This window comes from Nocardia sp. NPDC019219 (genome assembly GCF_040632645.1).
Taxonomy (GTDB): domain Bacteria; phylum Actinomycetota; class Actinomycetes; order Mycobacteriales; family Mycobacteriaceae; genus Nocardia; species Nocardia sputorum.
In genome coordinates this window covers 1-25,053 of sequence record NZ_JBEYCG010000030.1, presented here as the reverse complement: position 1 = coordinate 25,053, position 25,053 = coordinate 1, and the positions used below count along the sequence as shown (strand labels likewise).

The 25,053-nt window shown below is 67.9% G+C and carries 25 protein-coding genes; 18 read left to right on the top strand and 7 right to left on the bottom strand.

Annotation, left to right across the window (positions count from 1 at the left end):
- The first annotated feature begins 133 nt into the window (after positions 1-133).
- The 14 genes from ABZ552_RS33755 (at position 134) to ABZ552_RS33690 (ending at position 13,549) form a co-directional block, all read left to right on the top strand.
- Positions 134-1,261, top strand: a complete 1,128-nt coding sequence (locus tag ABZ552_RS33755; protein WP_357441905.1) for a glycosyltransferase family 4 protein — start codon at positions 134-136, stop codon at positions 1,259-1,261.
- Between the two features lie 29 nt (positions 1,262-1,290).
- The gene (locus ABZ552_RS33750) at positions 1,291-1,674 is read left to right on the top strand and encodes a polyketide cyclase / dehydrase and lipid transport (protein WP_281874608.1); all 384 of its coding nucleotides are present in this window, start codon (positions 1,291-1,293) and stop codon (positions 1,672-1,674) included.
- Between the two features lie 37 nt (positions 1,675-1,711).
- Positions 1,712-2,149 carry an SRPBCC family protein gene (locus tag ABZ552_RS33745; protein ID WP_281874609.1) on the top strand — a complete coding sequence of 146 codons (438 nt, stop codon included), beginning with the start codon at positions 1,712-1,714 and terminating at the stop codon, positions 2,147-2,149.
- Complete coding sequence (locus tag ABZ552_RS33740; protein WP_357441907.1) at positions 2,146-3,456, top strand: ArsA family ATPase; 1,311 nt, start codon at positions 2,146-2,148, stop codon at positions 3,454-3,456. The genes ABZ552_RS33745 and ABZ552_RS33740 overlap by 4 nt, the downstream gene beginning before the upstream one ends.
- Entirely contained in the window at positions 3,446-3,862 is a 417-nt protein-coding gene (locus ABZ552_RS33735) for a hypothetical protein (protein WP_281874611.1), read from the top strand. Before ABZ552_RS33740 ends, ABZ552_RS33735 begins: the two co-directional genes overlap by 11 nt.
- The gene (locus ABZ552_RS33730; protein WP_281874612.1) at positions 3,859-4,869 is read left to right on the top strand and encodes an ROK family protein; all 1,011 of its coding nucleotides are present in this window, start codon (positions 3,859-3,861) and stop codon (positions 4,867-4,869) included. Before ABZ552_RS33735 ends, ABZ552_RS33730 begins: the two co-directional genes overlap by 4 nt.
- Positions 4,870-5,047: 178 nt before the next feature.
- A complete protein-coding gene (locus ABZ552_RS33725; protein WP_281874613.1) occupies positions 5,048-5,779 on the top strand; it encodes a lysophospholipid acyltransferase family protein in 732 nt (243 codons plus the stop codon).
- A gap of 495 nt (positions 5,780-6,274) precedes the next feature.
- The gene (locus tag ABZ552_RS33720) at positions 6,275-7,039 is read left to right on the top strand and encodes a sporulation protein (RefSeq protein ID WP_281874614.1); all 765 of its coding nucleotides are present in this window, start codon (positions 6,275-6,277) and stop codon (positions 7,037-7,039) included.
- 65 nt (positions 7,040-7,104) lie between these two features.
- Complete coding sequence (locus tag ABZ552_RS33715) at positions 7,105-8,670, top strand: alkaline phosphatase D family protein (RefSeq protein WP_357441901.1); 1,566 nt, start codon at positions 7,105-7,107, stop codon at positions 8,668-8,670.
- 52 nt (positions 8,671-8,722) lie between these two features.
- Positions 8,723-10,000, top strand: a complete 1,278-nt coding sequence (locus ABZ552_RS33710) for an FAD-binding protein (protein WP_281874616.1) — start codon at positions 8,723-8,725, stop codon at positions 9,998-10,000.
- 137 nt (positions 10,001-10,137) lie between these two features.
- Positions 10,138-10,293, top strand: a complete 156-nt coding sequence (locus ABZ552_RS33705) for a hypothetical protein (protein ID WP_159840326.1) — start codon at positions 10,138-10,140, stop codon at positions 10,291-10,293.
- A 55-nt stretch (positions 10,294-10,348) separates the two neighbouring features.
- Positions 10,349-11,599, top strand: coding sequence for a TfuA-like protein (locus tag ABZ552_RS33700; protein ID WP_281917057.1), 1,251 nt, complete (start codon positions 10,349-10,351; stop codon positions 11,597-11,599).
- Complete coding sequence (locus ABZ552_RS33695) at positions 11,592-12,734, top strand: YcaO-like family protein (protein WP_357441898.1); 1,143 nt, start codon at positions 11,592-11,594, stop codon at positions 12,732-12,734. The genes ABZ552_RS33700 and ABZ552_RS33695 overlap by 8 nt, the downstream gene beginning before the upstream one ends.
- Positions 12,731-13,549, top strand: coding sequence for a hypothetical protein (locus ABZ552_RS33690; protein ID WP_357441896.1), 819 nt, complete (start codon positions 12,731-12,733; stop codon positions 13,547-13,549). The genes ABZ552_RS33695 and ABZ552_RS33690 overlap by 4 nt, the downstream gene beginning before the upstream one ends.
- Here ABZ552_RS33690 and ABZ552_RS33685 read toward each other — a convergent pair.
- Positions 13,540-14,859, bottom strand: a complete 1,320-nt coding sequence (locus ABZ552_RS33685; protein ID WP_281917054.1) for a hypothetical protein — start codon at positions 14,857-14,859, stop codon at positions 13,540-13,542. The two genes, ABZ552_RS33690 and ABZ552_RS33685, sit on opposite strands and share 10 nt — an antisense overlap.
- Entirely contained in the window at positions 14,856-15,143 is a 288-nt protein-coding gene (locus ABZ552_RS33680) for a MoaD/ThiS family protein (RefSeq protein WP_281874621.1), read from the bottom strand. The genes ABZ552_RS33685 and ABZ552_RS33680 overlap by 4 nt, the downstream gene beginning before the upstream one ends.
- A 75-nt stretch (positions 15,144-15,218) precedes the next feature.
- Between ABZ552_RS33680 and ABZ552_RS33675 the strand changes: the two genes are divergently transcribed.
- Together ABZ552_RS33675 and ABZ552_RS33670 are read left to right on the top strand one after the other, a co-directional pair.
- A complete protein-coding gene (locus ABZ552_RS33675) occupies positions 15,219-16,586 on the top strand; it encodes an MFS transporter (RefSeq protein WP_281874622.1) in 1,368 nt (455 codons plus the stop codon).
- Positions 16,587-16,717: 131 nt separating this feature from the next.
- Positions 16,718-17,812: a CSLREA domain-containing protein gene (locus ABZ552_RS33670; protein WP_357441893.1), complete on the top strand. Its 1,095-nt coding sequence runs from the start codon at positions 16,718-16,720 to the stop codon at positions 17,810-17,812.
- On the opposite strand, the gene ABZ552_RS33665 is transcribed toward ABZ552_RS33670, so the two are convergent.
- The 3 genes from ABZ552_RS33665 to ABZ552_RS33655 form a co-directional block, all read right to left on the bottom strand.
- Positions 17,809-18,468 (bottom strand): TetR/AcrR family transcriptional regulator, encoded by a 660-nt coding sequence (locus ABZ552_RS33665; RefSeq protein ID WP_281917052.1) that lies wholly within the window; start codon positions 18,466-18,468, stop codon positions 17,809-17,811. The genes ABZ552_RS33670 and ABZ552_RS33665 overlap by 4 nt on opposite strands.
- A 107-nt stretch (positions 18,469-18,575) precedes the next feature.
- Positions 18,576-18,992 (bottom strand): cytochrome c oxidase subunit 4, encoded by a 417-nt coding sequence (locus ABZ552_RS33660; protein WP_063020277.1) that lies wholly within the window; start codon positions 18,990-18,992, stop codon positions 18,576-18,578.
- A 14-nt stretch (positions 18,993-19,006) separates the two neighbouring features.
- Positions 19,007-20,125, bottom strand: coding sequence for a cytochrome c oxidase subunit II (locus ABZ552_RS33655; protein WP_357441891.1), 1,119 nt, complete (start codon positions 20,123-20,125; stop codon positions 19,007-19,009).
- A gap of 337 nt (positions 20,126-20,462) precedes the next feature.
- On the opposite strand from ABZ552_RS33655, the gene asnB reads away from it, so the two are divergent.
- A complete protein-coding gene (gene asnB / locus ABZ552_RS33650; RefSeq protein ID WP_357441889.1) occupies positions 20,463-22,406 on the top strand; it encodes an asparagine synthase (glutamine-hydrolyzing) in 1,944 nt (647 codons plus the stop codon).
- Between the two features lie 51 nt (positions 22,407-22,457).
- Here asnB and ABZ552_RS33645 read toward each other — a convergent pair whose 3' ends face one another.
- Together ABZ552_RS33645 and ABZ552_RS33640 are read right to left on the bottom strand one after the other, a co-directional pair.
- Positions 22,458-23,426, bottom strand: coding sequence for a carbohydrate kinase family protein (locus ABZ552_RS33645; RefSeq protein ID WP_281874627.1), 969 nt, complete (start codon positions 23,424-23,426; stop codon positions 22,458-22,460).
- Between the two features lie 253 nt (positions 23,427-23,679).
- Positions 23,680-24,030 carry an iron-sulfur cluster assembly accessory protein gene (locus tag ABZ552_RS33640; RefSeq protein WP_039797033.1) on the bottom strand — a complete coding sequence of 117 codons (351 nt, stop codon included), beginning with the start codon at positions 24,028-24,030 and terminating at the stop codon, positions 23,680-23,682.
- 254 nt (positions 24,031-24,284) lie between these two features.
- Between ABZ552_RS33640 and ABZ552_RS33635 the strand changes: the two genes are divergently transcribed.
- The gene (locus ABZ552_RS33635) at positions 24,285-24,899 is read left to right on the top strand and encodes a DUF3043 domain-containing protein (RefSeq protein WP_281881082.1); all 615 of its coding nucleotides are present in this window, start codon (positions 24,285-24,287) and stop codon (positions 24,897-24,899) included.
- Positions 24,900-25,053: the final 154 nt, after the last annotated feature.

Genomic DNA, 25,053 nt, shown 5'->3' with positions numbered 1-25,053 from the left:
CGGGCGGGCTTTGGCGTGCGCCCCCCTCCCGCCACTCACGACAACGCGGCGGCCGCGCAAACGCGAGCCACAAAGGGGCCGCGAACACGCCGCGCCGAAGGCGCGGCAAAACAAACACAGTATTTTGTTGCGCATGGCCCGAACTTTGCTGGTTACCAATGATTTCCCGCCGCGGCCGGGCGGTATCCAGTCCTATCTGCAGGCTTTGGCCGGTGAGCTGCCGCCGAATGACCTGGTGGTCTACGCTCCGCGCTGGCGTGGGGACAGCCATCTGAAGTTCGACGCCGAGCAGAAGTTCCAGGTGATTCGCCATCCCACGACGCTGATGCTGCCGACGCCGCTGGTGCTGCGCCGCGCCGCGCGGCTGCTGCGGAGCGAGAAGTGCGACACGGTGTGGTTCGGGGCGGCGGCGCCGCTGGCGCTGATGTCGCCCGCTCTGCGGCGCGCGGGCGCCGAACGCATTCTGGCCAGCACCCACGGCCACGAGGTGGGCTGGTCGATGCTGCCCGGCGCCAGGCAGGCGCTGCGGGTCATCGGCGAGCACACCGACGTGGTCACCTATGTCAGCCGCTACACCCGCCGCCGTTTCGCGTCCGCGTTCGGAGCGGACGCGGCGCTGGAGTACCTGCCGCCGGGCGTGGACACCGAGGTGTTCCGTCCGGATCCGGCGGCGCGGGCCGAGCTGCGCGAGCGTTACGGTCTGGGCGATCGTCCGACCATCCTGTGCCTGTCGCGGCTGGTGCCACGTAAAGGGCAGGACGCGCTGATCCTGGCGATGCGCGATATCCGGGAGCGGGTGCCGGGCGCGGTCCTGGTGATCGCGGGTGGCGGCCCCTCCGAGGAGAAGTTGCGCGCCCTCGCGGTCGCCATGGGCGTCACCGACGACGTGGTGTTCACCGGCCGCGTGCCGTCCGGCGAGCTGGCCGCGCATCACACGCTGGCGGACGTCTTCGCGATGCCATGCCGGACCAGGGGCGCGGGCCTGGACGTGGAGGGTCTGGGCATCGTCTACCTGGAGGCGTCCGCGTCCGGTGTCCCGGTGGTGGCGGGCAATTCCGGCGGCGCCCCGGAGACCGTGCTCGAGGGCAAGACCGGGCGGGTCGTGGACGGCCGTTCCGTGCAGCAGATCGCCGACGCGCTGGTGGAGATCCTGTCGGATCGGGAGGCGGCCGCGCGGATGGGCGCGGCGGGGCGCGCGTTCGTGGAGCAGCAGTGGCGCTGGGACAGCCTGGGCGCGCGCCTGCGACAGCTGCTGCGGTGATCCGCGTCGCATCTACTACGCTCAGCGGAGTGAGCAGTATCCAGGTCGCAGATCAGACCTTCGTCGCCGCATCGGGGGCCGCCGTGGCCGACCTGCTGTCCGGGCCGAACCAGTGGCGCCGGTGGTGGCCGGACCTGGACCTGGAGGTCCGGGAGGATCGGGGTGCGAAGGGAATCCGCTGGTCGGTGGCCGGGGCGCTGACCGGAACCATGGAAGTGTGGCTGGAGCCCTCGCTCGACGGAGTGATCCTGCACTATTTCCTGCACGCCGAACCGCAGCCCGCGCTGCCGGTGAGCAAGCTGGCCGCTGCCAACCGGGCCCGCCGGGTCGCGGGCAAGAACATGTCGTTCGAGCTGAAGTCCCGGCTGGAGGCGGGTCGCCCGGCGGGTGTCGCACCCGCGCCCCAGTCTTGATCTACCGGCACCGACGCTGAAAGGAATCGCTGTCCGCATGGCCGACAGGACCCAGAGATCGATCGTCATCGCGGCCCCGTCGCAGCAGGTGATGTCCGTCATCGCCGATCTGGAGTCCTACCCGGAGTGGGTGTCGGCGGCGCAGTCGGTGGAGGTGCTGGAGGCGGGGCCGGACGGTATGGCCAAGACCGCGCGATTCGTGCTGGACGCGGGGGTGGTCAAGGACACCTACGTGTTGTCCTACGACTGGCGTGCCGACCGTAAGGCGGTCAGCTGGCGGCTGCTCAGCGGCGAGTTGCAGAAGGCGCAGAACGGCACCTACGAGCTGATCGATCGGCCCGACGGGGGCACCGAGGTGGTCTACACGCTGACGGTCGATCTGAACATCCCGATGATCGGCATGTTCAAGCGCAAGGCCGAGAAAGTGATCACCGACACCGCGCTGAAGGAACTGAAGAAACGGGTCGAAGGCTGACCGCGCACAAGACCAGGGTCGAACTGTTCATCGGCAAGGGCGGGGTGGGCAAGACCACGCTCGCCTGCGCCACCGCGGTGGCCGAGGCCAGGTCGGGCCGTCGCGTGCTGGTCGCCTCGCTCGATCAGGCGCATTCGCTGGGTGACGCGGTCGGCTTCCGTTTCCCGCACGATCCGGGCACCGTCACCGGTGTCGCCACCGTAATGCCCGGCTTGGACGTGATCGAGATCGATTCGCTCGCGCTGCTCGAGGACCGGTTCCGCGACGTGGCGCGGTTGATCTCGACCGGACGCGGGCACCAGCACGGCGTCGATCTCGGGGCGCTGGATCCGGCGGAGCTGACCGGTTTGCCGGGCGTGCAGGAACTGCTGATGCTGGTGGAGATCACTCAGTTCGCCGCCGAGGACGACTGGGATCTCATCGTCGTGGACTGCCCGCCCTCGGCGGACATGCTGCGCATCGTCACCGCGCCCGGCACCTTGCTCGGTTACCTGGAACGGATCTGGCCGCCGCACGAGCGCGCGATGAGCGCCGTCGGCACCGACCTGCACCGCGCCGTGCTGGCGGCGACGGTCGAACGGATCGTCAAGGCGGTGACGGAGGTTCGGGATCTGCTCGCCGACCACCGGCGCACCGGGGCACGGCTGATCACCGTGGCCGAGCGGGTCGCGGTGGCCGAGTCGGAGCGGGTGCGTTCGGCCGCGACGCTGCTGGGCCTGCGGCTGGATGCCGTGGTGGTGAACAAGGTGCTGCCCGACCTCCCGGCACCCTCCGGATCCGGCGGAGCCGAACATCCAGCGGTGCAGTGGTATTCGAACCGGCGCGGCGAGCAATCGGATGTCATCACCGAATTGCGGAGCAAGATGCGGGGTATCCCGGTGGTGATCGCGCAGCATGCCGGGCCCGAGCCGATCGGGCTGAACTCGCTGGCCGCGCTGTCGCAGGCGATGGAGTCGGCGGGCGACACCGGCGACGCTGCGCTTATGCTGAGCGACAATCAGACGGAGGTCGACGCGAGTTCCGGCGAACCGCTGGTTCTCCGGGAATCCGGCACCGGATTGCAGTCGGTGTACGCGCTGCGCATGCACTTGCCGGTGGTCGACGCCGCCACGTTGCGCCTTGGCCGAGTGGAGGACGATTTGATCGTGGGAGCGGACGGGGTCCGGCGCCGGGTGCGCCTGGCGCCGGTATTGCGGCGGTGCACGGTCGACGGCGCCGAGCTCGCGGACGAGTACTTGGTGGTCCGGTTCCGGCCCGATCCGCGGGTCTGGGCGCGCACGTCCGAAAGTCACGATCATGACCGGTGATCCGCACGCGCCGCACGGCGACGGGACCGGCGGCCACACCGCGCCGGACGGTCTCGGCGAGTTCGCCGAGGAGTTGAAATTGCTCGCCGAGGCGGTGCTGGAGCGGGTGGAACCGGTGCTGCGGCGCGCCGCCGACGGGCAGGTCGAGTGGGCGAGCTGCAGCTGGTGCCCGGTGTGCGCGGCCGCGGCGCTGGTGCGCGGGGAGCACCACGAGGTGCTGGCCGCGATCGCCGATCACGGCACCGCGATCGTCACCGTGCTGCGCGAGGCGCTGGCTGGGGTGCCGGTCGACCCCGTCATGCCCACCGACGCCGACCCGGAAACCGGTGCGCCGCATCGTCACGATCCACCCGAGGACGGCGACGGCCCGCGTTACGTCGACATTCCCGTGACGATCAAGGTATGACGCATCAGATGGCCGGCACACGACCGCTGACCGTCGGAATAGACGTCGGCGGCACCAACATTCGGGCCTCCGTGATCGATGACAGCGGCGAGGTGCTCGACACGGTCCAGGCGCCGACGCCGCATTCGGCCCGGGCCTTGGAGGACGCGCTGGACCGGGCCGTGCGCGACCTGTCCGGCCGGCATCCCATCGGCGCGGTCGGCCTCGCGGTCGCCGGGTTCATCAACGGCGATCGCTCCACCGTCCGGTTCGCCCCGCACCTGCCGTGGCAGGACGCGCCGGTCGCGCAGCGGCTCACCGAGCGGCTGGAACTGCCGGTGATCCTGGAACACGACGCCAACGCCGCGATGTGGGCCGAATACCGGTTCGGCGCCGCCGCGGGCGGGCACAACGTGGTGCTGGTCGCGATCGGCACCGGCATCGGCGCCGCCCTGCTCATCGACGGCCAGCTCTACCGGGGCACGCACGGCGTCGCGCCGGAACTGGGTCATTTGCAAGTGGTTCCGCAGGGGCGGCCGTGCCCGTGCGGCAAACACGGATGCTGGGAGCGCTACTGCAGCGGAACCGCGCTGGCCGAGACCGCGATCGAGATGCTGGCCAGCGACACGGTGCACTCCGTGCTGGCCAGGGACGTGGCACGCGACCCCGGCTCGCTGACCGGGCGGCGGGTCGCGGGCGCGGCGCAGGACGGCGACCCGCTCGCGTCGCGGGTGATGGCCGACTTCGCGCGCTGGCTCGGGCTCGGACTGGCGTTCGTCAGCGACATCTTCGATCCGGACCTGGTGGTCATCGCGGGCGGCGTCAGCAGTTCGGCGCCGCTGTTCCTGGACGAGGCGCGCGAGGAGTACGCGCGCGCGATCACGGGTGCGGGACACCGGCCGCTGGCCCGCATCCGGACCACCCAGCTCGGCGAGGCCGCGGGCATGATCGGCGCCGCCGATCTCGCCAGGGCGGCACTGTCCTCCGGCGCGCGCAAGTCCGCGCGCGTGGCGCGGACCAGCCGGTGACGGCACCGGCCACGACCCTCGTGGCCTGCCGCGACACGCCGAGCGCCGCCATCGGTCGACGTGGGGGCCGAAGTGTGGTGAGATTCGCCGCTGCGGTTGGATGTGATCTTGCACCAGCGGTAAAGTCGGCAATTGAAGCAGGTGCCCGCAACTATCCCGGTCCCGGGGGAAGGACGTCATGTTCTACTGGCTGCTGAAGTTCGTGCTGCTGGGACCGTTCATTCATCTCTACAATCGGCCTACGGTCGAGGGTGTGGAGAACATTCCGGCGGACGGGCCGGCCATCATGGCGGGTAACCACCTCTCCTTCGCCGACTGGCTGTTCGCTCCGTTGCTGAGCCCGCGGCGGATCAACTACCTCGCCAAGGCCGAGTACTTCACCACCCCGGGCATCAAGGGCCGGTTCCAGAAGTTCTTCTTCAGCGCCACGGGTCAGTACCCGATCGATCGCAGCGGCGCCGACGCCGCCGAGGACGCGCTGAACGCCGCCCGCAAGCTGCTCGACCAGGGCCGCCTGGTCGGCCTCTACCCGGAGGGCACCCGCTCCCCCGACGGCCGCCTGTACAAGGGCAAGACCGGCCTGGCCCGCTTGGCGCTGGAGACCGGCGTCCCCGTCATCCCGGTCGCCGTCATCGGCACCGATGCGGTGAGCCCGCCCGGACCGTTCCGCTGGCGCCGCAGGAAGGTGACCGTCAAGTTCGGCGAGCCCATCGACTTCTCCCGCTACGAGGGCATGGGCGGTAACCGCTTCGTCGAGCGCGCTGTCACCGACGAGGTCATGTACGAGCTCATGCGGCTCACCGGTCAGGAATACGTCGACGTCTACGCCCACAGCCTGAAGAAGGGCGTCCCCAGCGGCAGCCGCACCGACAGCGTGTCCGTCCGTATCCCGGACACCGCCGCGGGCTGAGCACCCTCGCGCCCACACGCCGGGCCGGGCGCAATTCTTGACCGTTCGGACGAAGATCTGAGGCATCCCGATCCGAGGCCGACCTGCGCGCAGGCGCGGACGCGATCGGATCCCGCTCGGGCATCGCGCATGTCGGTGGGGACGCGCTCGATCGGCGGCGCGCCGCGATCCGAACGCCGCACGAGTGGTCCGCAGTCAGCGCGATGGGCCGAGTTCGATCCTCCCGTGGTGCTCGCCGGTGGCCTCGTGCCCGCTATGGTCTCCGCAGCCGTCCGGCAGGTCCGCGTACGCCGTCGATGCCGACAACGGTGTCGAAACCCCTGGGGCGTTACAGATTCCGCTGCTTGCGCCGCCTTCGTCACCGCGACTCGATCGACGTCATGACGAACCGCGCCGGCGCTGCCGCGTCCGCCGGTGCCATAGACTCGGCCGAGTCGTCCGGGGCCACAAGGTAATGACAAGTCTTCGGTAAGACGACGCGGCGAAAGTACGAGCATGTTCAAGAAGTTGCTGGCGGCGGCCGGGGTCGGTGGGGCCGAAGTGGAAACCGAGTTGTTCACGCCGGGCGTGCAGCCCGGGGGCACGGTGGAGGGCGTGATCCGGTTGCGCGGCGGGGCGGTGGCTCAGGACATCGCCTACGTGGCCGTCGAGTTCGTCACCAGGGCCGAGCAGGAGTACGAGGATCACGAAGGCGTGCGGGACATCCCGTTCGGCCGTACCGGGGTGCACGGACCGTTGCATCTGCCCGCGGGTGCGGTGCCGGAATTCCGCTTCGCGGCCCGCGCGCCGATGGAAACGCCGATCACGTTCTACAACGGCAGGCACCTGCCCGGCACGGTGGTCTCGCTGCGCACGATCGTGGAGATCCACGGCGCGGTGGACGCCGCCGACACCGACCCGATCGGCGTCGGCGCACTGCCCGCCCAGCACGTCTTGCTGGAAGCCGTCGAGCGCTTGGGATTTCACCTGCGCAGCGCGGACGTGGAATCGGGCCGGGTGCACAACACCCCGCAGACGCTGCCGTTCTACCAGGAGATCGAATTCGCCGGTGCACCGCGCTACCCGCGCCTGAACCAGCTCGAGGTGACGTTCGTCCCCACCGATACCGGCATGAGCGTGGTCTTGGAGGCGGACAAGCGCGGCGGTTGGATCTCCGAAGGCCGCGACGTCTTCGACGCGCTCTGGGTGGACTACCAGCATCTGGGCGGCGTGGACTGGGCGGGCGAACTGCACCACCGGCTGGAGCGCTTGGCGCACTGAGCTTGTTGGCCACCCGGACCCGGCCCGTTCACGTGGCGTTGAGGTAGTTGCGGCAGGGTTGCCTCATGAGCGGCTCGGCCTCAGGACCATCCCGGCGCACCGTCTTGCGAGCTTCCGCGCTCGGACTCGTGGCGGCCCCGGCGCTGGCGGCGTGCTCGCCGGACAGCGGCCCGGCGCTGGTCCGGCCGCGGCCGGTGCTCACCCACGGTGTGGCGGTGGGTGATCCACGCCCCGACGGCGCGCTGATCTGGGCCCGCGCCGATCGCCCCGCTACCTTGATCGTGGAAACCGCTGCCACGGAATCGTTCAGCGATGCCAAGCGTTTCACCGGTCCGCTGCTCACCCCGGACTCCGACGGCACCGGCCGCGTACGGGTCGACGGCTTGCCCGCGGGACAGCAGGTGCACTATCGGGTGACCCTGCGCGGCGAGGACGGCGCCACCTCCGAACCGGTCACCGGTGTCTTCCGCACCGCCCCCACCGCCGCGGCGGACATCCGGCTCCAGTGGTCCGGCGACGTCGCGGGTCAGGGCTACGGCATCAACCCCGAAGTGGGCGGCATGAAGATCTTCGCCGCGATGGCCGCCCGCGACCCACACCTGTTCCTGCACTCCGGCGACTCCATCTACGCCGACGGACCGTTGCAGCAGTCGGTCACCCTGCCCGACGGCCGGATCTGGCGCAACGTCGTGAGCGAGGCGAAGAGCGCCGTCGCGCAAACCCTGGATCAGTTCCGCGGCAACTACGCCTACAACCTGACCGACGAGAACTACCGCCGCTTCAACCGCTCGGTCGCCCAAGTGGTGCAGTGGGACGACCACGAGACGGTGAACAACTGGTACCCGGGCGGACTGGTCGCCGAATCCAAGGGCTACACCGAACGCCGCATGGACACCCTGGCCACCCGCTCCTGGCAGGCCTTCCACGAATGGATGCCGCTGGAGCCGAGGGAAGCGGTGGACGGCAGGCTGTATCGCAAGATCGCCTACGGTCCGCTGCTCGACGTCTTCGTGCTCGACATGCGCGCGAACAAGGACACCAACAACGCCAACAACGGGCCCGACGGTCGCATTCTCGGTCCGGCTCAGACGAAGTGGCTCATCGACAGCCTGCGCGAATCCACCGCGACGTGGAAGATCATCGCCAACGACCTGCCGCTGGGCCTGATCGTCCCGGACGGCGAGCAGAAGAACGCCACCGCTTACGAGGGCCCCGCGAACGGCGATCCCGGCGCGCCGTCGGGACGGGAACGTGAGATCGCCCAGGTGCTGTCGTCGATCCGGGCGCACAAACTGACCGACGTCGTCTGGCTCACCGCCGACGTGCACTACACGGCGGCGCACCGCTATTCGCCGGAGCGCGCGGCCTTCACCGACTTCGACGAGTTCTGGGAGTTCGTCTCGGGTCCGCTGAACGCGGGGGCGTTCGGCCCGAACCAGCTCGACGGTACGTTCGGCCCGGAGGCGGTCTTCGTGCACGCGCCGCCGGCGCAGAACAGCTCACCCCTGGACGCCTTCCAGCATTTCGGCGAGGTGCGCATCGACGGAAAATCCAGGGAACTGACCGTCGATCTGTGCGATGCCGCCGGATCCGTCCTGTTCAGCAAGAGCCTTGCGCCCGCGTCGCGGTGACACCCGACTTCGGGGGAGCGGCGCGGGCCGCGCTGTGGTTAGCTTTTCTGCCATGAGCACGCCGCAAACTGTCTCCAACGCCGAGGAATACCTCCCGCGCGATACCGCCGATGTCGTTCGCACGGTGCGGGATTCCCGAGGGCGATCGGAACGGCTGATGGTGCGTGGCGGCGAGCTGCTCGACGAGGGGCTCACGCTGCCCGCGCAGCCGACCGTGGTATCGCTGCGCCGGATGAATCAGGTGCTGGACATCAACCTGGGCCGGCGCACCGTCCGGGTGCAGGCGGGCGCGAAGCTCTCCGATGTCGACCGCAGGCTCGGCGCGCACGGTCTCGGCCTGCCCGTCGTCGGCGACCACCGCGACATCACCGCGGGCGGCTTCGCCTCGGTCGGCGGCGTCAGCGCGGCCTCGCACAAGCACGGCCTGTTCATCGACCAGATTGTCGATCTGGAGTACGTGGACACCGATGGGCGCATCGGCACCTGCGGGCGCACGCATCACACCGAGCGGTTCCAGCGCATCCTGGGCGCGGGTGGCCGGGCCGGCATCATCACCGCGCTCACCCTCGATGCGATCGAGGTCGACAAGGACCACACCTGGCTGACCACCCACGCCGACCGGTTCCTCGACTTCGACTCCTTCGTCGAGCACGCCCACGCGGAGATCGCGCGCCCCGGCAACGCCGAACTGCAGGTCGGCCGCTGGGTCGACACGGCGCCGCTGAAGGTGGCGCGTCCGGTCGGCACCGGCCACGTGCAGCTGGGCACCGTGCGCTTCGGCCAGTGGTCGAGCCTCTACCCCACCGCGCCCACCCGAGGACTGCGCGCCCGGCGCGAGGTCGGGTCGCGGGCGCGGAAATCGCTGGGCGCCATCGCCTCCGCCGCGCCGGGCAAGGCGGGCATGCCGGTGCGCAACGCGGCGGCGGGCGCGGTGCTGTTCGCGCCGAAGGTGCAGACCCTCCGCGATGCCGAGTATCTGGCCGATACAGCGCTCAGCTCGTCCGAGCGTGGCCCCGCCTACCGGGTGGGCGTTTTCGCGCCGCTGTCGAGCTATACATCGGTGTTCTACCGCCTGCACGATCTGTTCTCGGGCCACCGGGAACGCACCGGCTGCTTCACCGTCATCTCCGCGATGACCTACGGCGTGCGCTCGCGCTACCTGCGCGCGGAATCCGCCGCCCGCGGCCTGCCGCCCGAGGACCACGGCCTGATCACCTTCACCTGCCGCCTCCGCCCCGCCGCCCTGCCCTCGGAACTGCTGCGCGACATCGTCTCCGGCATCGAAGAGATCTGCCGCTCGGAGAACGCGCTGCGCTACGAGGCGGAGTAGAGGATGCATGAAAACGCGCATATCACAGCGCGTTTCGATGCTCGCTCCGAAAACGGGGGTTGACCGCTACATCGCTCCACAGTAACTTCTCCTATACGGGGCGGGGAGTTCGCTCCGTTCTCAGGGAGGGAATTGCAATGACCGCACCAACCGATATTTCGCCTGTTCGCGGCTCGGAGAACGGCGATATCGTCAGCCTGGCCACGGAATTGACTTCGGATCAGTTCGAGAAGCTGTTCGCTCTCGAGCTCCGTCGGCCGGTTGCGGTGTCCGACGCGGACACCGCGGACTAGGGAAACCGCGTCAACGGGGGCAGGCCCCTGCCCCCGTTGACGGATTCCGATTCACATGCGGACGCTGCATGTATTCACAGGACCGACGATCAGTCCCGCGGAAGTTCTCGAAATAGCACCGCGCGCGCGAATCAAAGGCCCGATCGCACACGGTGATCTATTCGATTCGTCGATTCGTTCCGGGGATATCGTTCTGATCGTCGACGGGCTCTTTCATCACTCGGCGACCATCCGGCACAAGGAAATCATCGGCGCACTGGACAGAGGCGTCGTCGTAGCCGGCACCGCGAGTATCGGGGCTTTACGGGCGGCAGATCTGGAACCGTTGGGGATGATCGGATACGGCGAGGTTTTCGCAGCCTATCGCGACGGGACGATCTGGGACGATGCCGAGGTAGCGGTCGTGCACGCGCCCGATGGCGACCAGCGAGCGCGGACGGTTCCGCTGGTCAATGCCAGGGCTATGCTCGCAGCAGCGGTAGCCGAGCGCGTCTCGCCGCCCGAGGACGTGGAACCCGCGTTGGCCGCGATCCGCGATATCTACTACGCCGAACGCAGTGTGGGTCAGATGTTGCAGGTGCTGACCGCCGCGGGATTCGACGAGCTCGCCCGCTGGCTCGGCCGTCGGCTCGACGACGACCCCGAGTTCGGCGACGTCAAGAAACGGGATGCAGTGGCGGCGCTACTCGCCTGCGAAGGTGCGCCTGCGGCCGTCCGGTCTGTGCCGCGCGACTGGATCACATCGTTCTATCGTGACTGGCGCAATTTCTTCATCGTTGATCCGGCCGGCTCGGGCATCCGCTATCTGGATCGGGTGCGATATCAGCAGATCTTCCATCCAGATTTCCCCCGGGTGTGGCGGGAATTCCTCGCCTACAGTTCGCTCGAACCGGCGGACGGGACGGTAGGCGTCCCGCTCGGAGAACGCCTCCAACGGCTCGGCGCGAGCGCGCTCGACCCCGCTGTCATCTTCTCCCCCAGGTTCGACGTGGCGAACCCGGCGCATCGCGCGGTGCTTCTGGCCGAGGAGACCGAACACGATCGGGCGACGGCGGCCGCGTACCGCGCGGCGCATACTTCGTTCACCGCGGAGCATGCCGCGGTCGACCCGCGAGCGCTGCATCGGTCGGTCGGGCGATCGGTGCTGAGCACGCTGTGGAATGTTCCGACGGAGGACCTGACCACCGAATACGCACGCCGCGGTCTTCGTTCCGAGCAGGACGCAGTGGAGGCACTCGCTCTGTTCATCGTCGGCTATCTGCAGGATGTCGCCGCCGAACGCAACAAGGCAGGTCTCCGTGCCTGATACCCGCATGGACCTACACGGCACCTACCGGGCACGGGACCCCGAGCAGACGTGGGAGTTGATCGCCCCGTTGCTGTCGGAGTTCGGTATCACCCGCGTGGCCGACGTGACACACTTCGATTGCATCGGAATACCGGTCGTCATGGCGACCAGACCGAGGTCGGAGACCCTGGTCGTCTCGCAGGGCAAGGGCTTGACTCCGTTGCTCGCGCGCCTCTCGGCAGTGATGGAATGTATCGAGCTGGACCACGCCGAACGCCCTGCGGCGACGGCGGTCTCGGCTCGTGCCGATGAGCTGGCGTTGACCTACGACATCGCCGACCTGCAGCTCCGCGTGGACGCGCACGTCGTCCGGCAGCTCGATATCGAGTGGTACCCCGCGACAACGCTGGTCAGCTCCACACCGAGCATGGTTCCGCGTGGGCTCGTCGATCTGACGTTCGGCAACGGTTACGACTGGCGTCCGGGAGTCTTCCGTACCAGCAGTACAGGTCTGGCGTCCGGCAACACTCGGGACGAGGCCTTGCTGCATGCGCTGTACGAGTTGATCGAACGAGACACCGTATCGTCGCTGTCATCGGTGACGGCCGACGCACGCCGGATGATCGACGTGTCCACTGTCGACAGTGACCACTGTCAAGAGCTGTTCGAGAAATTGCGCCGCGCCGGCGTCCAGTTCGAAACAGCGATGGTGCCCAATCCTTTCCGGATACCCACCGCAGTGGCCTTCATATGGTCGGAGGATTTCGCGCTCACTTGCGCCGGCTCGGGCGCGCATTCCGATCCTGCGGTAGCACTGTCACGTGCCGTCACGGAAGCAGTGCAGTCCCGGCTGACCGAGATCGTCGGCACCAGGGACGACATACCCTCGGACGGCGCTCCCGCACTCGACGCGCGTCCTCCGGTGCCCGCACTCGACGCGAGCGGAATACCCTGGGCCGAGGCCGTGGGCGAGGAAGGTCTGCACGAGGATTCCTTCGCGGACGAGCGCGCCGCCGTAGCGGAGCGCATCTCCGCGCATACTGGTCGTGAACCGATCTGGATCGATCTGTCCACACATCCGGATGTCTTCTCCGTGGTGCGAGCCTTCGCCCCGGGCCTGGTCTACAGCGCCCGGGGACATGTCCCGCGATGAGCCGCGTCCTGCCCACCCGACCCGGAATCGATGTCGAGGTGGTGCGCGAATCAACCGAACAGCACGTCACCGGTAACTCGCACCTGCACGAGGTAGCGGCGCGGACATCGGAAGGGTACGAGTTGCGCTTGCTGATCCGCAGGCCCGCCGAGATCCGCGACCCCTACTTGCATATTTTCGTCCACGGTCAGGCCAAGCGGGAGAAGTACACCCCACCGGTCTTCTACCGCCAAGGCAGCTCACGCAGGCTCGGTGCGGTGTGCGTTTTCCTCTGCGACCCGATTCTGTTGTACTCGACCGACTGCTCGATCGGCTGGCATCTGCTCGGCGACGACCAATTCTGGCCCGTGGTCACAGACTTGGTCGATTCGCTGATCCGCGACGACGACCTGCGAGGGGTGGTGTGGCACGGCTCCTCCGCCGGCGCCTACGCGGCAATTCGCAACGCCTTGCGGTGGACCGGCCCCTCACTCACCATCGCCGTCGCACCACAGAACGACCCCACGACGTTCTATTACTGGCCGGAGTTTTCGCCGTACTCTCGATTGGCGCATACAGCGCCACCCGAGCGATTGGACCGATTACTGGAACAGTATCCCGTGCCCGGCCACTCCCGAATACATGTCATGGTGAACAACAAAGATACGTATCACCTTCTGGAACATGTGAGGCCCCTGCTCGCGCACGCCGATACAAACGCCAATATCACCGTGCGAATGATCCACAACGAGATGGGTCACGAACGTATCGGAGAGGTGGACTACTGGTCTAATTATGCACTGGCAGAGCGCCGGTGGCGTGCCTGTCAACCATAGTAAGGAAGACTCAGATCACGAGGAAGGATCGGGGGGTGCCGAAAGATCCCCCGTTTCGGAAGATCGGCAACACCCGGCTCATCCGGAACGAACACCATTCGATCCTTGTCGAGCCGCGCACGTCGCAGGACAATGCGCTCGGGAGCCAGCCTTCGCAACTCTGCCGCCATCGGAGCGCTGAAGACCGAAGTTCGGTCCGAGATCTTGCTCCGAAGATGCGCCGGAGTTTCGATGGAGGCGATCACGTCGGAGGGCAGGATCACGTGAAAGTAAGTCTCGCGCCAGAGAACCGGAACTCCCGCTATCCGACCGGTCCAGAAGGGACGCGTGTTCGAAAACATCGAGAACGCCCATTCGGACTTGACACCGACGAGGAGCAGCCCGAAATTCAGTCCCCCGAGCACGATCGGGGCCAGTGCGGCCACATGCACGACCGGGGTGGAGGGATGTGCCGTTCCGGTTATTCCCACGCACACCGCACCGTAGGCAGCTCCTAGAGTCGCGTTGACCCATCGCCCGGCACGGCGGTGCGAGAACACCTCGGCCGAGGTGAGGAACCGGCCACAGAGCCCACCGGCGATCACGGCCGCGACCGTTCCGGCGATCACCACCCCGTCCAGGCGACCGTCCGCCGAAAGCGCCAGCGCCCACGGGGCCAGCACCAACAGCGAGAAGTGGAAGTTCCCCAGCATGCCGAAGGCCAGATGCACGGCAGCCGCCAGCACGAAGGCCGGCCAGAGCCCGCCCGGTGCGAGAAGGAGAACACCGATCCCGGTCTCGCTCAGCACGGCTGCCCACGGAGCAACCCGCACGACCGGCTCGGGGGCCGCGAAGCTCATCCGGGCGGCATACCTGCGAAGCATGAATTTCGCCGCACTCACCTCCGCCGACAAGAACTCCCGGTTGGCTTTGATCGCCGCCGCCGAGAGATACAGGATCGCCAGCAGCCACCGCATTGCCGTCGCGGGCTCGGACGCGGCGAAGACCAGCGAGGTCAATGCCATCCAGGACAATGCCAAGTGGTTCGACAGCCGGTGCGGCTGGCACATCAGCCACGCGGTGAATACCAGCACGGCCACGATATAAGCCGGAACCGTTCCCACCCACGCCGCCCCGAAGAGCACCACGGGAGCTACGACGTGGCACACGCTGTTCACGGGGTAAGGTATCCGCACCCCCAACGCCGGTGCGAATGTCGAACGCAGATGACCCGGTCCGTCACGAACGACGTAATAGGCGATGTGCCCGATAATTCCGATCAGCAACAGGATCGCAAAATATTCGCGCATTTTCGGCCGACCGGATGTCAACCACCCGCCACCGCACACAAGATGGTTACCGTCGCTCCGGGACGTATCGGAGCGGCCACACCACCGAGCGCACGCGCGTCTTCATCTTCCACATACACGTTGACGAATCGCCGGATGTCGTTTTCCCCCGTGGTGATACGCGCCTTCAAGGCGGGATGCTGACGAATCAGCGAGTCCAGAACCTCCCCGACAGTCGAGCCACTGCACAACACTTTTGCATTACCTGCCGCATGTGACCGCAGCACCGTCGGCAACACGACAGTCGCACCGATTTCCCTGTCCACCCCGTTACTCCCCTCCCCGCTGGATATAGGGACGGTACTTCGGTAAGTTTCCCGCCCGTGTGGAGCATACATCGAATGCGCTTGCGGGGGGTACTCGCGGAGCCGGATTTCAGGGCGTTGTGGGTGGCGAATGCGTTCGGGGACATCGCTTCCAACACCACGGTGGTGGCTCTGAGCGTCACATCGGTCGTTGTTCTGCATGCGAGCCCGTTCCAAGTCGGCGTGATCGCCGCCCTTTCCCGCGCTGCTTATCTGGTGGTGGCGCTGCCTGTCGGCGTGTGGGTCGACCGGTGGAGCCGCAAACGCGTCCTGCTCGTCTCGGATCTCGTCCGGTTGGCCGCTGTCATGTGGATCCCACTCGCCTACTTCCTCGGCGTGCTCGCGATCTGGCAGCTGATGCTGGTGGGAGCGGTGGTCAGCACAGCCAACGTCTTCTTCGACGTGGCCCACACGGCGATCCTGCCGAGTCTGGTAGGACGCAAACGGGTTTCGGATGCGTCGGCTCGCCTGCAGTCCGTCGACACCGTCACGAGCGCGACGATTCCGGCCGCCGCCGGAAAGTTGATCGCTTCCACCTCCGCGGCAGCGGCGTTCCTGGTCGCGGGGGCCGTCAGCCTCGTCTCCACGCTGTTCGTCTGGCGGATCACCGAAGGCCGCTCGGACAAGACCAGCGCGAGCGAACCGGCCGGATTCGGCACGGCTGTGCGCGAAGGCATCCGGTACGTCGCGGGACACCGCATCCTGCGCGCGACGGTCACAGCCGGAGTGCTGCTGAACTTCGGCGCTGGTATGTACAACGCGGTGATCGCGGTCTACGTGTTGCGTGACTGCGGACTCTCCGCCGGCGAGTACGGGTACGCCCTCGCGCTCGGTTCGACAGGAGGATTCGCCGGATCGCTGGTCGGCCAGCACATCGGACGGGCACTGGGCGAGATCCGCACTCAGGTGGTTTGTTATTTCGCGATGGCCGCCGCGCTGGCCGCGCCTGCGCTCGCTTCCCACCTTCCGGTCCCGGCGTGGATCTCCTACGCCGCCGCGGTCTTCCTGCTGTCGTTCCTCCTGGTCGTCATCAGTGTGAACACTTCCGGGATGCACGCTCGCCTGACACCGCAGCGACTACTCGGCCGGGTCAGCGCTTCCCGACGGTTCGCGACCCTGGGCATTGTTCCGATCGGCGCGCTCGCCGGCGGCCTGGTCGCGAGCCACCTCTCGGCAGCGACGACGCTGTTGATCGCCGCGGCCTTCCCGGCGTCGACTCTGATCGTTTTCGCGTTCTCCCCGGTGATCGGAATGCGCGTGCTCCCCGCGGAACTCGAAGTCGATGACGAGACAGAGACCGTCCTTCCGGAGGAAGAGAGAACCGCCGCACCCTCGACCAGCGCCCCCGATGGTGCGCAGGCGCTGCAGCCCGCGGCCGTTCCCCTTCCGCCTGCACGCTCCTGACCTGCACCTGAGGACCGGTTTCCGGAAACGCCACCGGCGCAGCGCCGTTTCCGACATAGTGGTAAACACTCGCGTTCCCTACTTATACGCGAGCGTACCCCACTCCATTGTTCGTGATCGGATCAGACTTCATGAGGACGAGCACATCCGCGGCGGTCGGCGCATTCGCTGTCACAGCCCTGGTCGCGGGAACCGCGGCCGGATTTCCCGGAGCGGCCTATGCCGACACCGCGCAAGAGGGAGATCCACCGAGTGTGATCACGGTGGACAGCACAGCCGACGAGGCGGCCGCCGATCCCCGAAACGGGCGATGCCGCACGCCTTCCGGCGCCTGCACACTGCGCGCCGCGGTGCAGACGGCCAACGCCCATCCCGGGAGCACGATCGTGGTCCCCGCCGGGCGATATGTCCTGACGATCGGGCCCGACCAGCGGAAAGTGCAGGGCCGCAACCCGGACGCCACCACGGGAGACCTGAACCTCACGGCGCCGACGACGGTGCGCGGCGCAGGCCGCGAGCGAACCATACTGGACGCCAACGGAATCGACCGGGTGCTCAGTATCGCCGCGCCCGCGGCGTTGACGGGATTGACGGTGACCGGCGGACGCACCGCCCAGCACGAGATCCCCTTCTACGACACCGGCGGAGGCGGCATAGCGAATTCGTCGTCACTCGTACTCGACGACGTCGTGGTCCAGGACAACAGCGCCGGGTACGGCGGCGGCATCTTCAACGTGCCGGGCTCGGACCTGCACACGCGGAATACGGTGGTCACGGGCAACTCCTCCGGCGAGGCGGGCGGTGTGCGATGCGACGACACCTGCACCTTCACCGACTCCACGATCTCCGACAACCGCGTGGTCGATCCCGGAGTCTGGTACCGCCCAGGCGGTTTCGCCGGACGCGGCGGCGGCGTCGATGTCCGGGGCCGGGGCGTGGTGACCTTCGACCGCGTCACGATCACCGGGAACACCGCCTCGGACGGCGGCAGCGGCATCAACGTGGCGCCTGCCTACCTCGACACCCTGCCGCACCAGGTGACCGATCTGGTCGAGTTCCCGGTGGGCCGAGTCGTCTTGCGCGACTCCACGGTGCTGGGCAACAGGTCCGGCACCGCGGTGGTCAACTGCGTCGAGGTCTTCGCGACGATCGTGTCGGAAGGCGGAAATACCAGCGACGATGCTTCCTGCAACCTCACCGGGGCCGGCGACCGGGTGGTGTCCTAGCCGGCGGGCGCTGTCGGCCCGAGCAACGCGAGGTGGATGTGCACGACGGCGTCCTCGAGGTCGAGCAAGTCGCCTCCGGCACGGAGGGTGCGGCGGACGGCCTCGTTGGTCGCGTCGGTCACCGCCAGGTACGCGTAGTCGGGGACGGCGGGATCCTCGGGGCCCGCCTCCGCACGCCACGAACGGAGGAACCCGGCGAACCAGCGCTGGCATCGTTCGAACGACGCGAGCGCGCGCGGCCCGGCCACGGCGGTCTCCAGATAGAACGCACGGGCGAACGACGGCTCGTCACGCAGCAAGGTGAGGTACTCGCGAATGCCGCGGCGGAGCGCTTCCCGTGGCTCCACCGATTCCGACCTGATCTGCCGCATGACCTGCCGGAGATGGTCGATCATCAGATCGCGGCCGGCGTCGGCCGCCGCGAGGAAGCACGCTTCCTTGTCCGGAAAGTGCTGGTAGAACGTACGACGCGAAACCTTGGCCGACGCGGCGATGTCCGCGACCGTCGCGTCGAGATAGCCGCGGTCGGCGACGACAACCGTCACGCCGAACAGCAGCCGCTCACGCTGCGACCCCGTCACGAGGTCGCGAGCGAGACCGTGCGGCCCGTGCGGTAAGGCCGGCAGAGTCGGCTCCAGCAACTTCTTACGTCCCACCCGCACCTTCATATCAGGCGCGGCCTCACTCCCCACCGGGTCGGCCACCACACACGCGAAACGGCCCCACCGGATCTCCGATGGGGCCGTTTCGGCAAGTCTTCGGCTCAGTGCTTTTCCGGCCCGAGGTAGTACTCGAACACCAGACCGGCGGCCGCGGCGAGGATGCAGACAACGCCGATGCCGATCAACCAGAACTGGAAGAACGCCAGGCCCAGGGCGGTCACCGAACCGGCGGCGGCCAGGGTGATCGGCCAGAAGCTGCCGGGCGAGAAGAAGCCCAGGTCGCCGGCGCCGTCCACGATCTCGGCGTCCTCGTAGTCCTCCGGGCGCAGGTCGAGACGACGAGCGACGAACCGGAAGTAGGTGCCGATGATCAGCGACAGGCCGGCGGTCAGCACCGTGGCCGTGGTGCCCGCCCATTCGACGCCGGTGCGCGACTGGCCGGTGAAGAAGCCGTAGACCACCGCCACGATGATGAAGAACACCGTGAGCAGTTCGAAAATCCGCGCTTCGATCTTCATGTCAGATCAAATCCTCACTTGCTCTCGGCCGAGGCCGCGCTCTTGACGTCGCGCCTGGTGTTGAACGGCGTGGTGGACGTGGCCACGGGGGACTCACCGATGGACTCCAGCGCCTCGGCGTTGGTCTTGCCCGCCTGGCGCGCGTCCAGGTACTTGGTGAACTTCTCCGGCGTGACCGCGCGGACCTCGAAGTTCATCATCGAGTGGAAGGTGCCGCACATCTCGGCGCAGCGGCCGACGAACGCGCCTTCCTTCTCGATCTTGGTGATCTGGAAGACGTTGTCGGAGTGGTTTTCCTTCGGGTTCGGCATCACGTCGCGCTTGAACAGGAACTCCGGCACCCAGAAGGCGTGGATCACGTCGGCGGCGGCGAGCTGGAACTCGATGACCTTGCCGGTCGGCAGCACCAGGACCGGGATCTCGTTGCTCGAGCCGATCGTCTCGACCTTGTCGTAGTGCAGGTAGGACAGGATGTCGTTCTCCGGCTTGCCGTGCACGGGGCCCGGCTGCGGGTGACCGTCCTTGGTCCGCTCCTCGTACCCCTCGAGCTGCTCCTGGCTCAGCGCCTCACGCGAGGCGTCGATGCCGTCGAACTTGTACCCGTCCTTGAAGTCCACGTTGCGGTAGCCGAACTTCCAGTTCCACTGGAAGGCGGTCACGTCGACGGTGACGTCGGGGTTGTCCACCTTCTCGTGCACGTAGTTCTGCACGACCACGGTGAAGTAGAACAGCACGGCGATGATGACGAACGGGATCGCCGTGTAGGTCAGCTCCAGCGGCACGTTGTAGCCGGTCTGGCGCGGGAACTCCGGGGAGTCGGCCTTCTTGCGGTGGAACGCGACGGTCCAGAAGGTCAGGCCCCAGACCAGCACACCCATCGCCAGCGCGGCGACGACCGACCAGGTCCACAGTTCCCGCATCCGAGTGGCCTGCGGCGTGATGCCCGACGGCCAGCCGAACCGCAGCCAAACATTGTCGATCGAGCAGCCCGAGACGAGCAGCGCGGTGATCCCCAAGGACACCGCCAGCCCGGCCCGCCGAAGGATGCGGCCCCGCCCACCCCGGGCGGGTCGTGCCCCGATCTCTTCGCTCGCCTTGTGCGCCACGCTCACGCCTTCCTGGTCGCCACACATTCCGACAGTGCATCGTCGGGGCTGCGATCTACCCCGGCGATACGTCCTAAGCTCGTTTCAGGACACCCTCTCGACCAGCGCGTGACGCGCCGGTCGCCTGAGAGAGACCTGAGTACTACGCAGCGTAGACCAAACGCACCCCCCGTTCGTCGTCGGGTCGGGTTCGACACCTCGCCGAGCCCGCGGGGATCACCGTCACCAGCGATTCCGGCCGGGACGTGATGCGCACGACGCGCGGACGCCGGTGGTGCGGCATACTCGGACACTAGATTTCGTCCCCCTGCGCCCCATCCGGTGCGCGCTTATCCCGACTGCGAGAAATGAGGTTGCCGACGCCGTGTGTGGACTGCTCGGATTCCTGGCATCTGACGAGGCGGCACCTGGCACGGTGGAGCAGGTCTACGAGGCCTTGCACTGCGTGCGTCACCGCGGCCCGGACGAGCGCGGCACCTGGCACGACGACCATGTGATCTTCGGCTTCAACCGCCTGTCGATCATCGACATCGAGCACTCGCACCAGCCGCTGCGCTGGGGCCCGCCGGGGCAGCCCGAGCGCTACGCGCTCACCTTCAACGGCGAGATCTACAACTACCTGGAGCTGCGCGCGGAGCTCGCCGAGGCACACGCCGCCGAGTTCCCGGACGGCAAGATCTTCCAGACCGAAGGCGACAGCGAGGCCATCGTCGCGGCGTTCCACTACTGGGGTCCGGAGGCGGTGCGGCGGCTGCGCGGCATGTTCGCCTTCGCGATCTGGGACACCGAGACCCAGGAGCTGTTCCTCGCCCGCGACCCGTTCGGCATCAAGCCGCTGTTCCTGGCCACCGGGCCCGGCGGCACCGCGTTCGGCAGCGAGAAGAAGAGCCTGCTGGAACTGCTGCCCGCGCTGGAGCTGAGCGACGCGCTCGATCCGCGGGCACTGGAGCACTACACGGTGCTGCAATACGTGCCGGAACCGGAGACGCTGCACAAGGACGTGCGCAGGCTGGAATCGGGCAGCTACGCCACCGTGCGGCCCGGGGCGGCCCCAGCCGTCACCCGGTACTTCACTCCGAAGTTCCCGGTGCGCCCGTTCACCCCCGGGTCGGCGAATGCGCGCTACCGGGAGATCGCCGCGGCGCTCGAGGACTCCGTCGCCAAGCACATGCGCGCGGACGTGACGGTCGGCTCGTTCCTGTCCGGCGGCATCGACTCCACCGCGGTCGCCGCGCTGGCCATGCGGCACAACCCGAAGCTGATCACGTTCACCACCGGGTTCGAGCGCGAGGGCTACTCGGAGGTGGACGTGGCCGCCGAGAGCGCCGAGGCGATCGGCGCGCGCCATGTGGTGAAGGTCGTCTCTCCCGCCGAGTTCGCCGAGGCGATCCCGGAGATCGTCTGGTACCTCGACGACCCGGTGGCCGATCCGGCCCTGGTCCCGCTGTACTTCGTGGCCAAGGAGGCGCGCAAGCACGTCAAGGTGGTGCTCTCGGGCGAGGGCGCCGACGAGCTGTTCGGCGGATACACCATCTACCGCGAGCCGCTGTCGCTGAAACCGTTCGAGAAGCTGCCCCGTGGCTTGCGCAAGCTGGCGGGCAAGCTGTCGGACCGGATCCCGGACGGCACCCGGGGCAAGAGCCTGCTGCACCGCGGCTCGCTCACCCTCGAGGAGCGCTACTACGGCAACGCGCGCAGCTTCAACGACGCCCAGCTGCGCGCCGTCCTGCGCGAGTTCCGGCCGGAGTGGACCCACCAGGACGTCACCGCGCCGCTGTACGCGCAGTCGCGCGGGTGGGACCCGGTGGCCCGGATGCAGCACCTGGACCTGTTCACCTGGCTGCGCGGCGACATCCTGGTCAAGGCCGACAAGATGACCATGGCAAACTCGCTGGAACTGCGCGTGCCGTTCCTGGACGCCGAGGTGCTGAAGGCGGCCGAGGGGCTCCCGTTCGACCAGAAGATCACCAAGGAGACCACCAAGTACGCGCTGCGTCAGGCGCTGGAGGGCATCGTGCCGCCGCACGTGCTGCACCGCGCCAAACTCGGCTTCCCGGTCCCGCTGCGGCACTGGCTGCGCGGCACCGAACTCTACGACTGGGCACAGCAGCAGATCGCCGAGTCGCAGACCGACCACCTGCTGAACAAGGCCGCGATCAGCGAGATGCTGGTCGCGCACCGCGCCGGGACCGCCGATCACAGCCGCAGGCTGTGGACGTTGCTGGTGTTCATGGTGTGGCACGGAATCTTCGTCGAGGACCGGATCAAGCCGGAGATCCAGGAGCCGGTCTACCCGGTCTCGCTCTGAGATGCGCGAAAGGCGCGCACCCGGTCGGGTGCGCGCCTTTCGTCTTCAGGATCAGAGCAAAGTCTTGATGTCCGCCGCGGCCTCGGGGCCATATGCCTGGGTGAGGCGCTCCAGCGCGGACTCCTTGTTCAGCGTCCACTCCTGGGTGCCCATGGTCTCCAGCACGAGCACGGCGATCAGCGAGCCCAGCTGCGCGGAACGCTCCAGGCTCAGCCCGGCGGTGTGCGCGGTGAGGAAGCCGGCGCGGAAGGCGTCCCCGACGCCGGTCGGCTCGACCTTCTCCGCCTCGGGCACGACGCCGACGGTCACCTCGGCGCCGTCACGGTCCACGATCCGCACGCCCTCCGCGCCCAGCGTGGTGACCCGGATGCCGACCTTCTGCGCGACCTCTTCCTCGCTCAGACCGGTCTTCTGCAACAGCAGCGCCCACTCGTACTTGTTCGTGAACAGATACGCGGCGCCATCGATGAGCTGCACCGACTGATCGCCGTCGAGACGGGCCAGCTGCTGGGAGGGGTCGGCGGCGAACGGAATGCCGAGCTCACGGCATTCGGCGGTGTGCCGCAGCATCGCCTCCGGATCGTTGGCGCCGACCAGCACGAGGTCGAGTTGCCTGCTCTCGGCCAGCTCGGCGATGGAGATGTCGCGGGCCTCGCTCATCGCGCCCGGGTAGAACGACGCGATCTGGGCCATGTCGTCGTCGGTGGTGCAGACGAAACGCGCGGTGTGCGCGCGGTCGGATACCAGCACGGTGGAGCAGTCCACCCCGTGCTTCTCCAACCAGGCGCGGTACTCGCCGAAGTCCGCGCCGACGGCGCCGACGAGCAGGGGCGTGCGATTGAGCAGGCCCATGGCGTAGGCGATGTTGCCGCCGACGCCGCCGCGACGGATTTGCAGATCGTCGACGAGAAAGCTCAGCGACACATGGTCGAGCTGATCGGCCAGCAGTACGTCGGCGAACCGTCCGGGGAAACGCATGAGGTGATCGGTCGCAATGGACGCGGAAACGGCGATGGACACGTGGCTGAGCCCCTTCAACGGTAGGCGGCAGGCGGTGCAGACCGGGACGCGAGTCCCGATCTCACCGTAGCTGATGCCGCCTCTCCGGGTCTTCAGGCCGTACTAGTTGAGCGACACCGGATTTGCGTTCAGGTCTTGCGTGCGCGCCGCTCGGGTCCTGGTCGTTCCCGACGAGTTACCCATGTCCCGACAAGATCAGTCGTTCCGATCTCATCCCGGCCGATCGCCGTGATCGCGCCGGGAGGGTACTACCTCAGTTGAAGGAGTCGCCGCAGGCGCAGGAGCCGGTGGCGTTCGGGTTGTCGATGGTGAAACCCTGCTTCTCGATGGTGTCGACGAAGTCGATCGAGGCGCCCTGCACGTACGGCGCGCTCATCCGGTCGACGGCCAGCGTGACGCCACCGAAGTCGACGGTCAGGTCGCCGTCGAGCGAGCGGTCGTCGAAGAACAGCTGGTAGCGCAGGCCCGCACAACCACCCGGCTGCACCGCGATCCGCAGCGCCAGGTCGTCGCGACCTTCCTGGTCCAGCAGTGCCTTCGCCTTCGCGGCGGCGGCGTCGGTCAGAGTCACACCGTGGGTGGCGGTCTCGTTCTGCACAGTCATGAACTCTCCTCGAGGAACCTGTGGTCAACCCGTGAACAGCGCACGGGTCGTGTCGGTCAACACCACTCGGCAGGCTGCTATTCCTCCATCTTGCCACCAGCCGATCCGCGGGGACACGCAACCTCCGTGACCCCGCACACTCCCGGCGAATCGGACCGCATTTCTCGCCACGCTACCCATCGAATAGCCTGGTCGGTGTGAAATTGTTCCGTCGCGGCGAGTCCAGCACCACCGACGCGACCGCCGAATCGACGGTGGTCACGAACGGTGACTCGGCCGCGGGCACCACCCGCGCGGCGGCCACGGCCACCGCGGGCAAGGGCCGTCCCACCCCGAAACGCCGTGACGCCCAAGGCAAGCGCCGCGGCCCGGTAGCACCCGCTCCGCTCACCGCGAAAGAGGCCCGCGCCCGGCGCAAGGCCGCGCGGGGCACCAGAGAGGAGCGCAAGGCCGCGGCCGCTCGACGACGCGAGGCCGCCGCCGATCGCCGCGAGCGCATGCTGGCCGGCGAGGACAAATACCTGCCGCAGCGCGACCAAGGTCCGGTCCGGGCGTTCGTCCGTGACATCGTCGACGCCCGGCGCAACCTGGTCGGCCTCTTCATGCCGATGGCGCTGGTGCTGATCCTGTCGATGTTCGTCGCGCCCGCGCTGCAGACCATCGTCACCCTGGCCATGCTGGTGATGATGCTGTTCATGGCCGTCGAGGGCTTCCTGCTCGGCCGCGTCGTCAACAACCGCGTCAGGGAGCGTTTCCCGGAAACCACCGACATCGGCTACCGGCTGGGCTGGTACGCCTTCGTCCGCGCCTCCCAGATCCGCAAGATGCGCGCCCCGAAGCCGCGCGTCAGCCCGGGCGACGCTGTGTAGTTTGGCCGCGCCTTCGGCGCGGCGTGTTCGCGGCCCCCTTATGGCTCGCGTTTGCGCGGCCGCCGCTTAGGCGACGAAGGAGGAAACGGCCGCCGCCCCCACCCCCCCCCGGCCCCCCACACCGGCGGGGCGGGGACCCAGAGCCCCGAAAAAA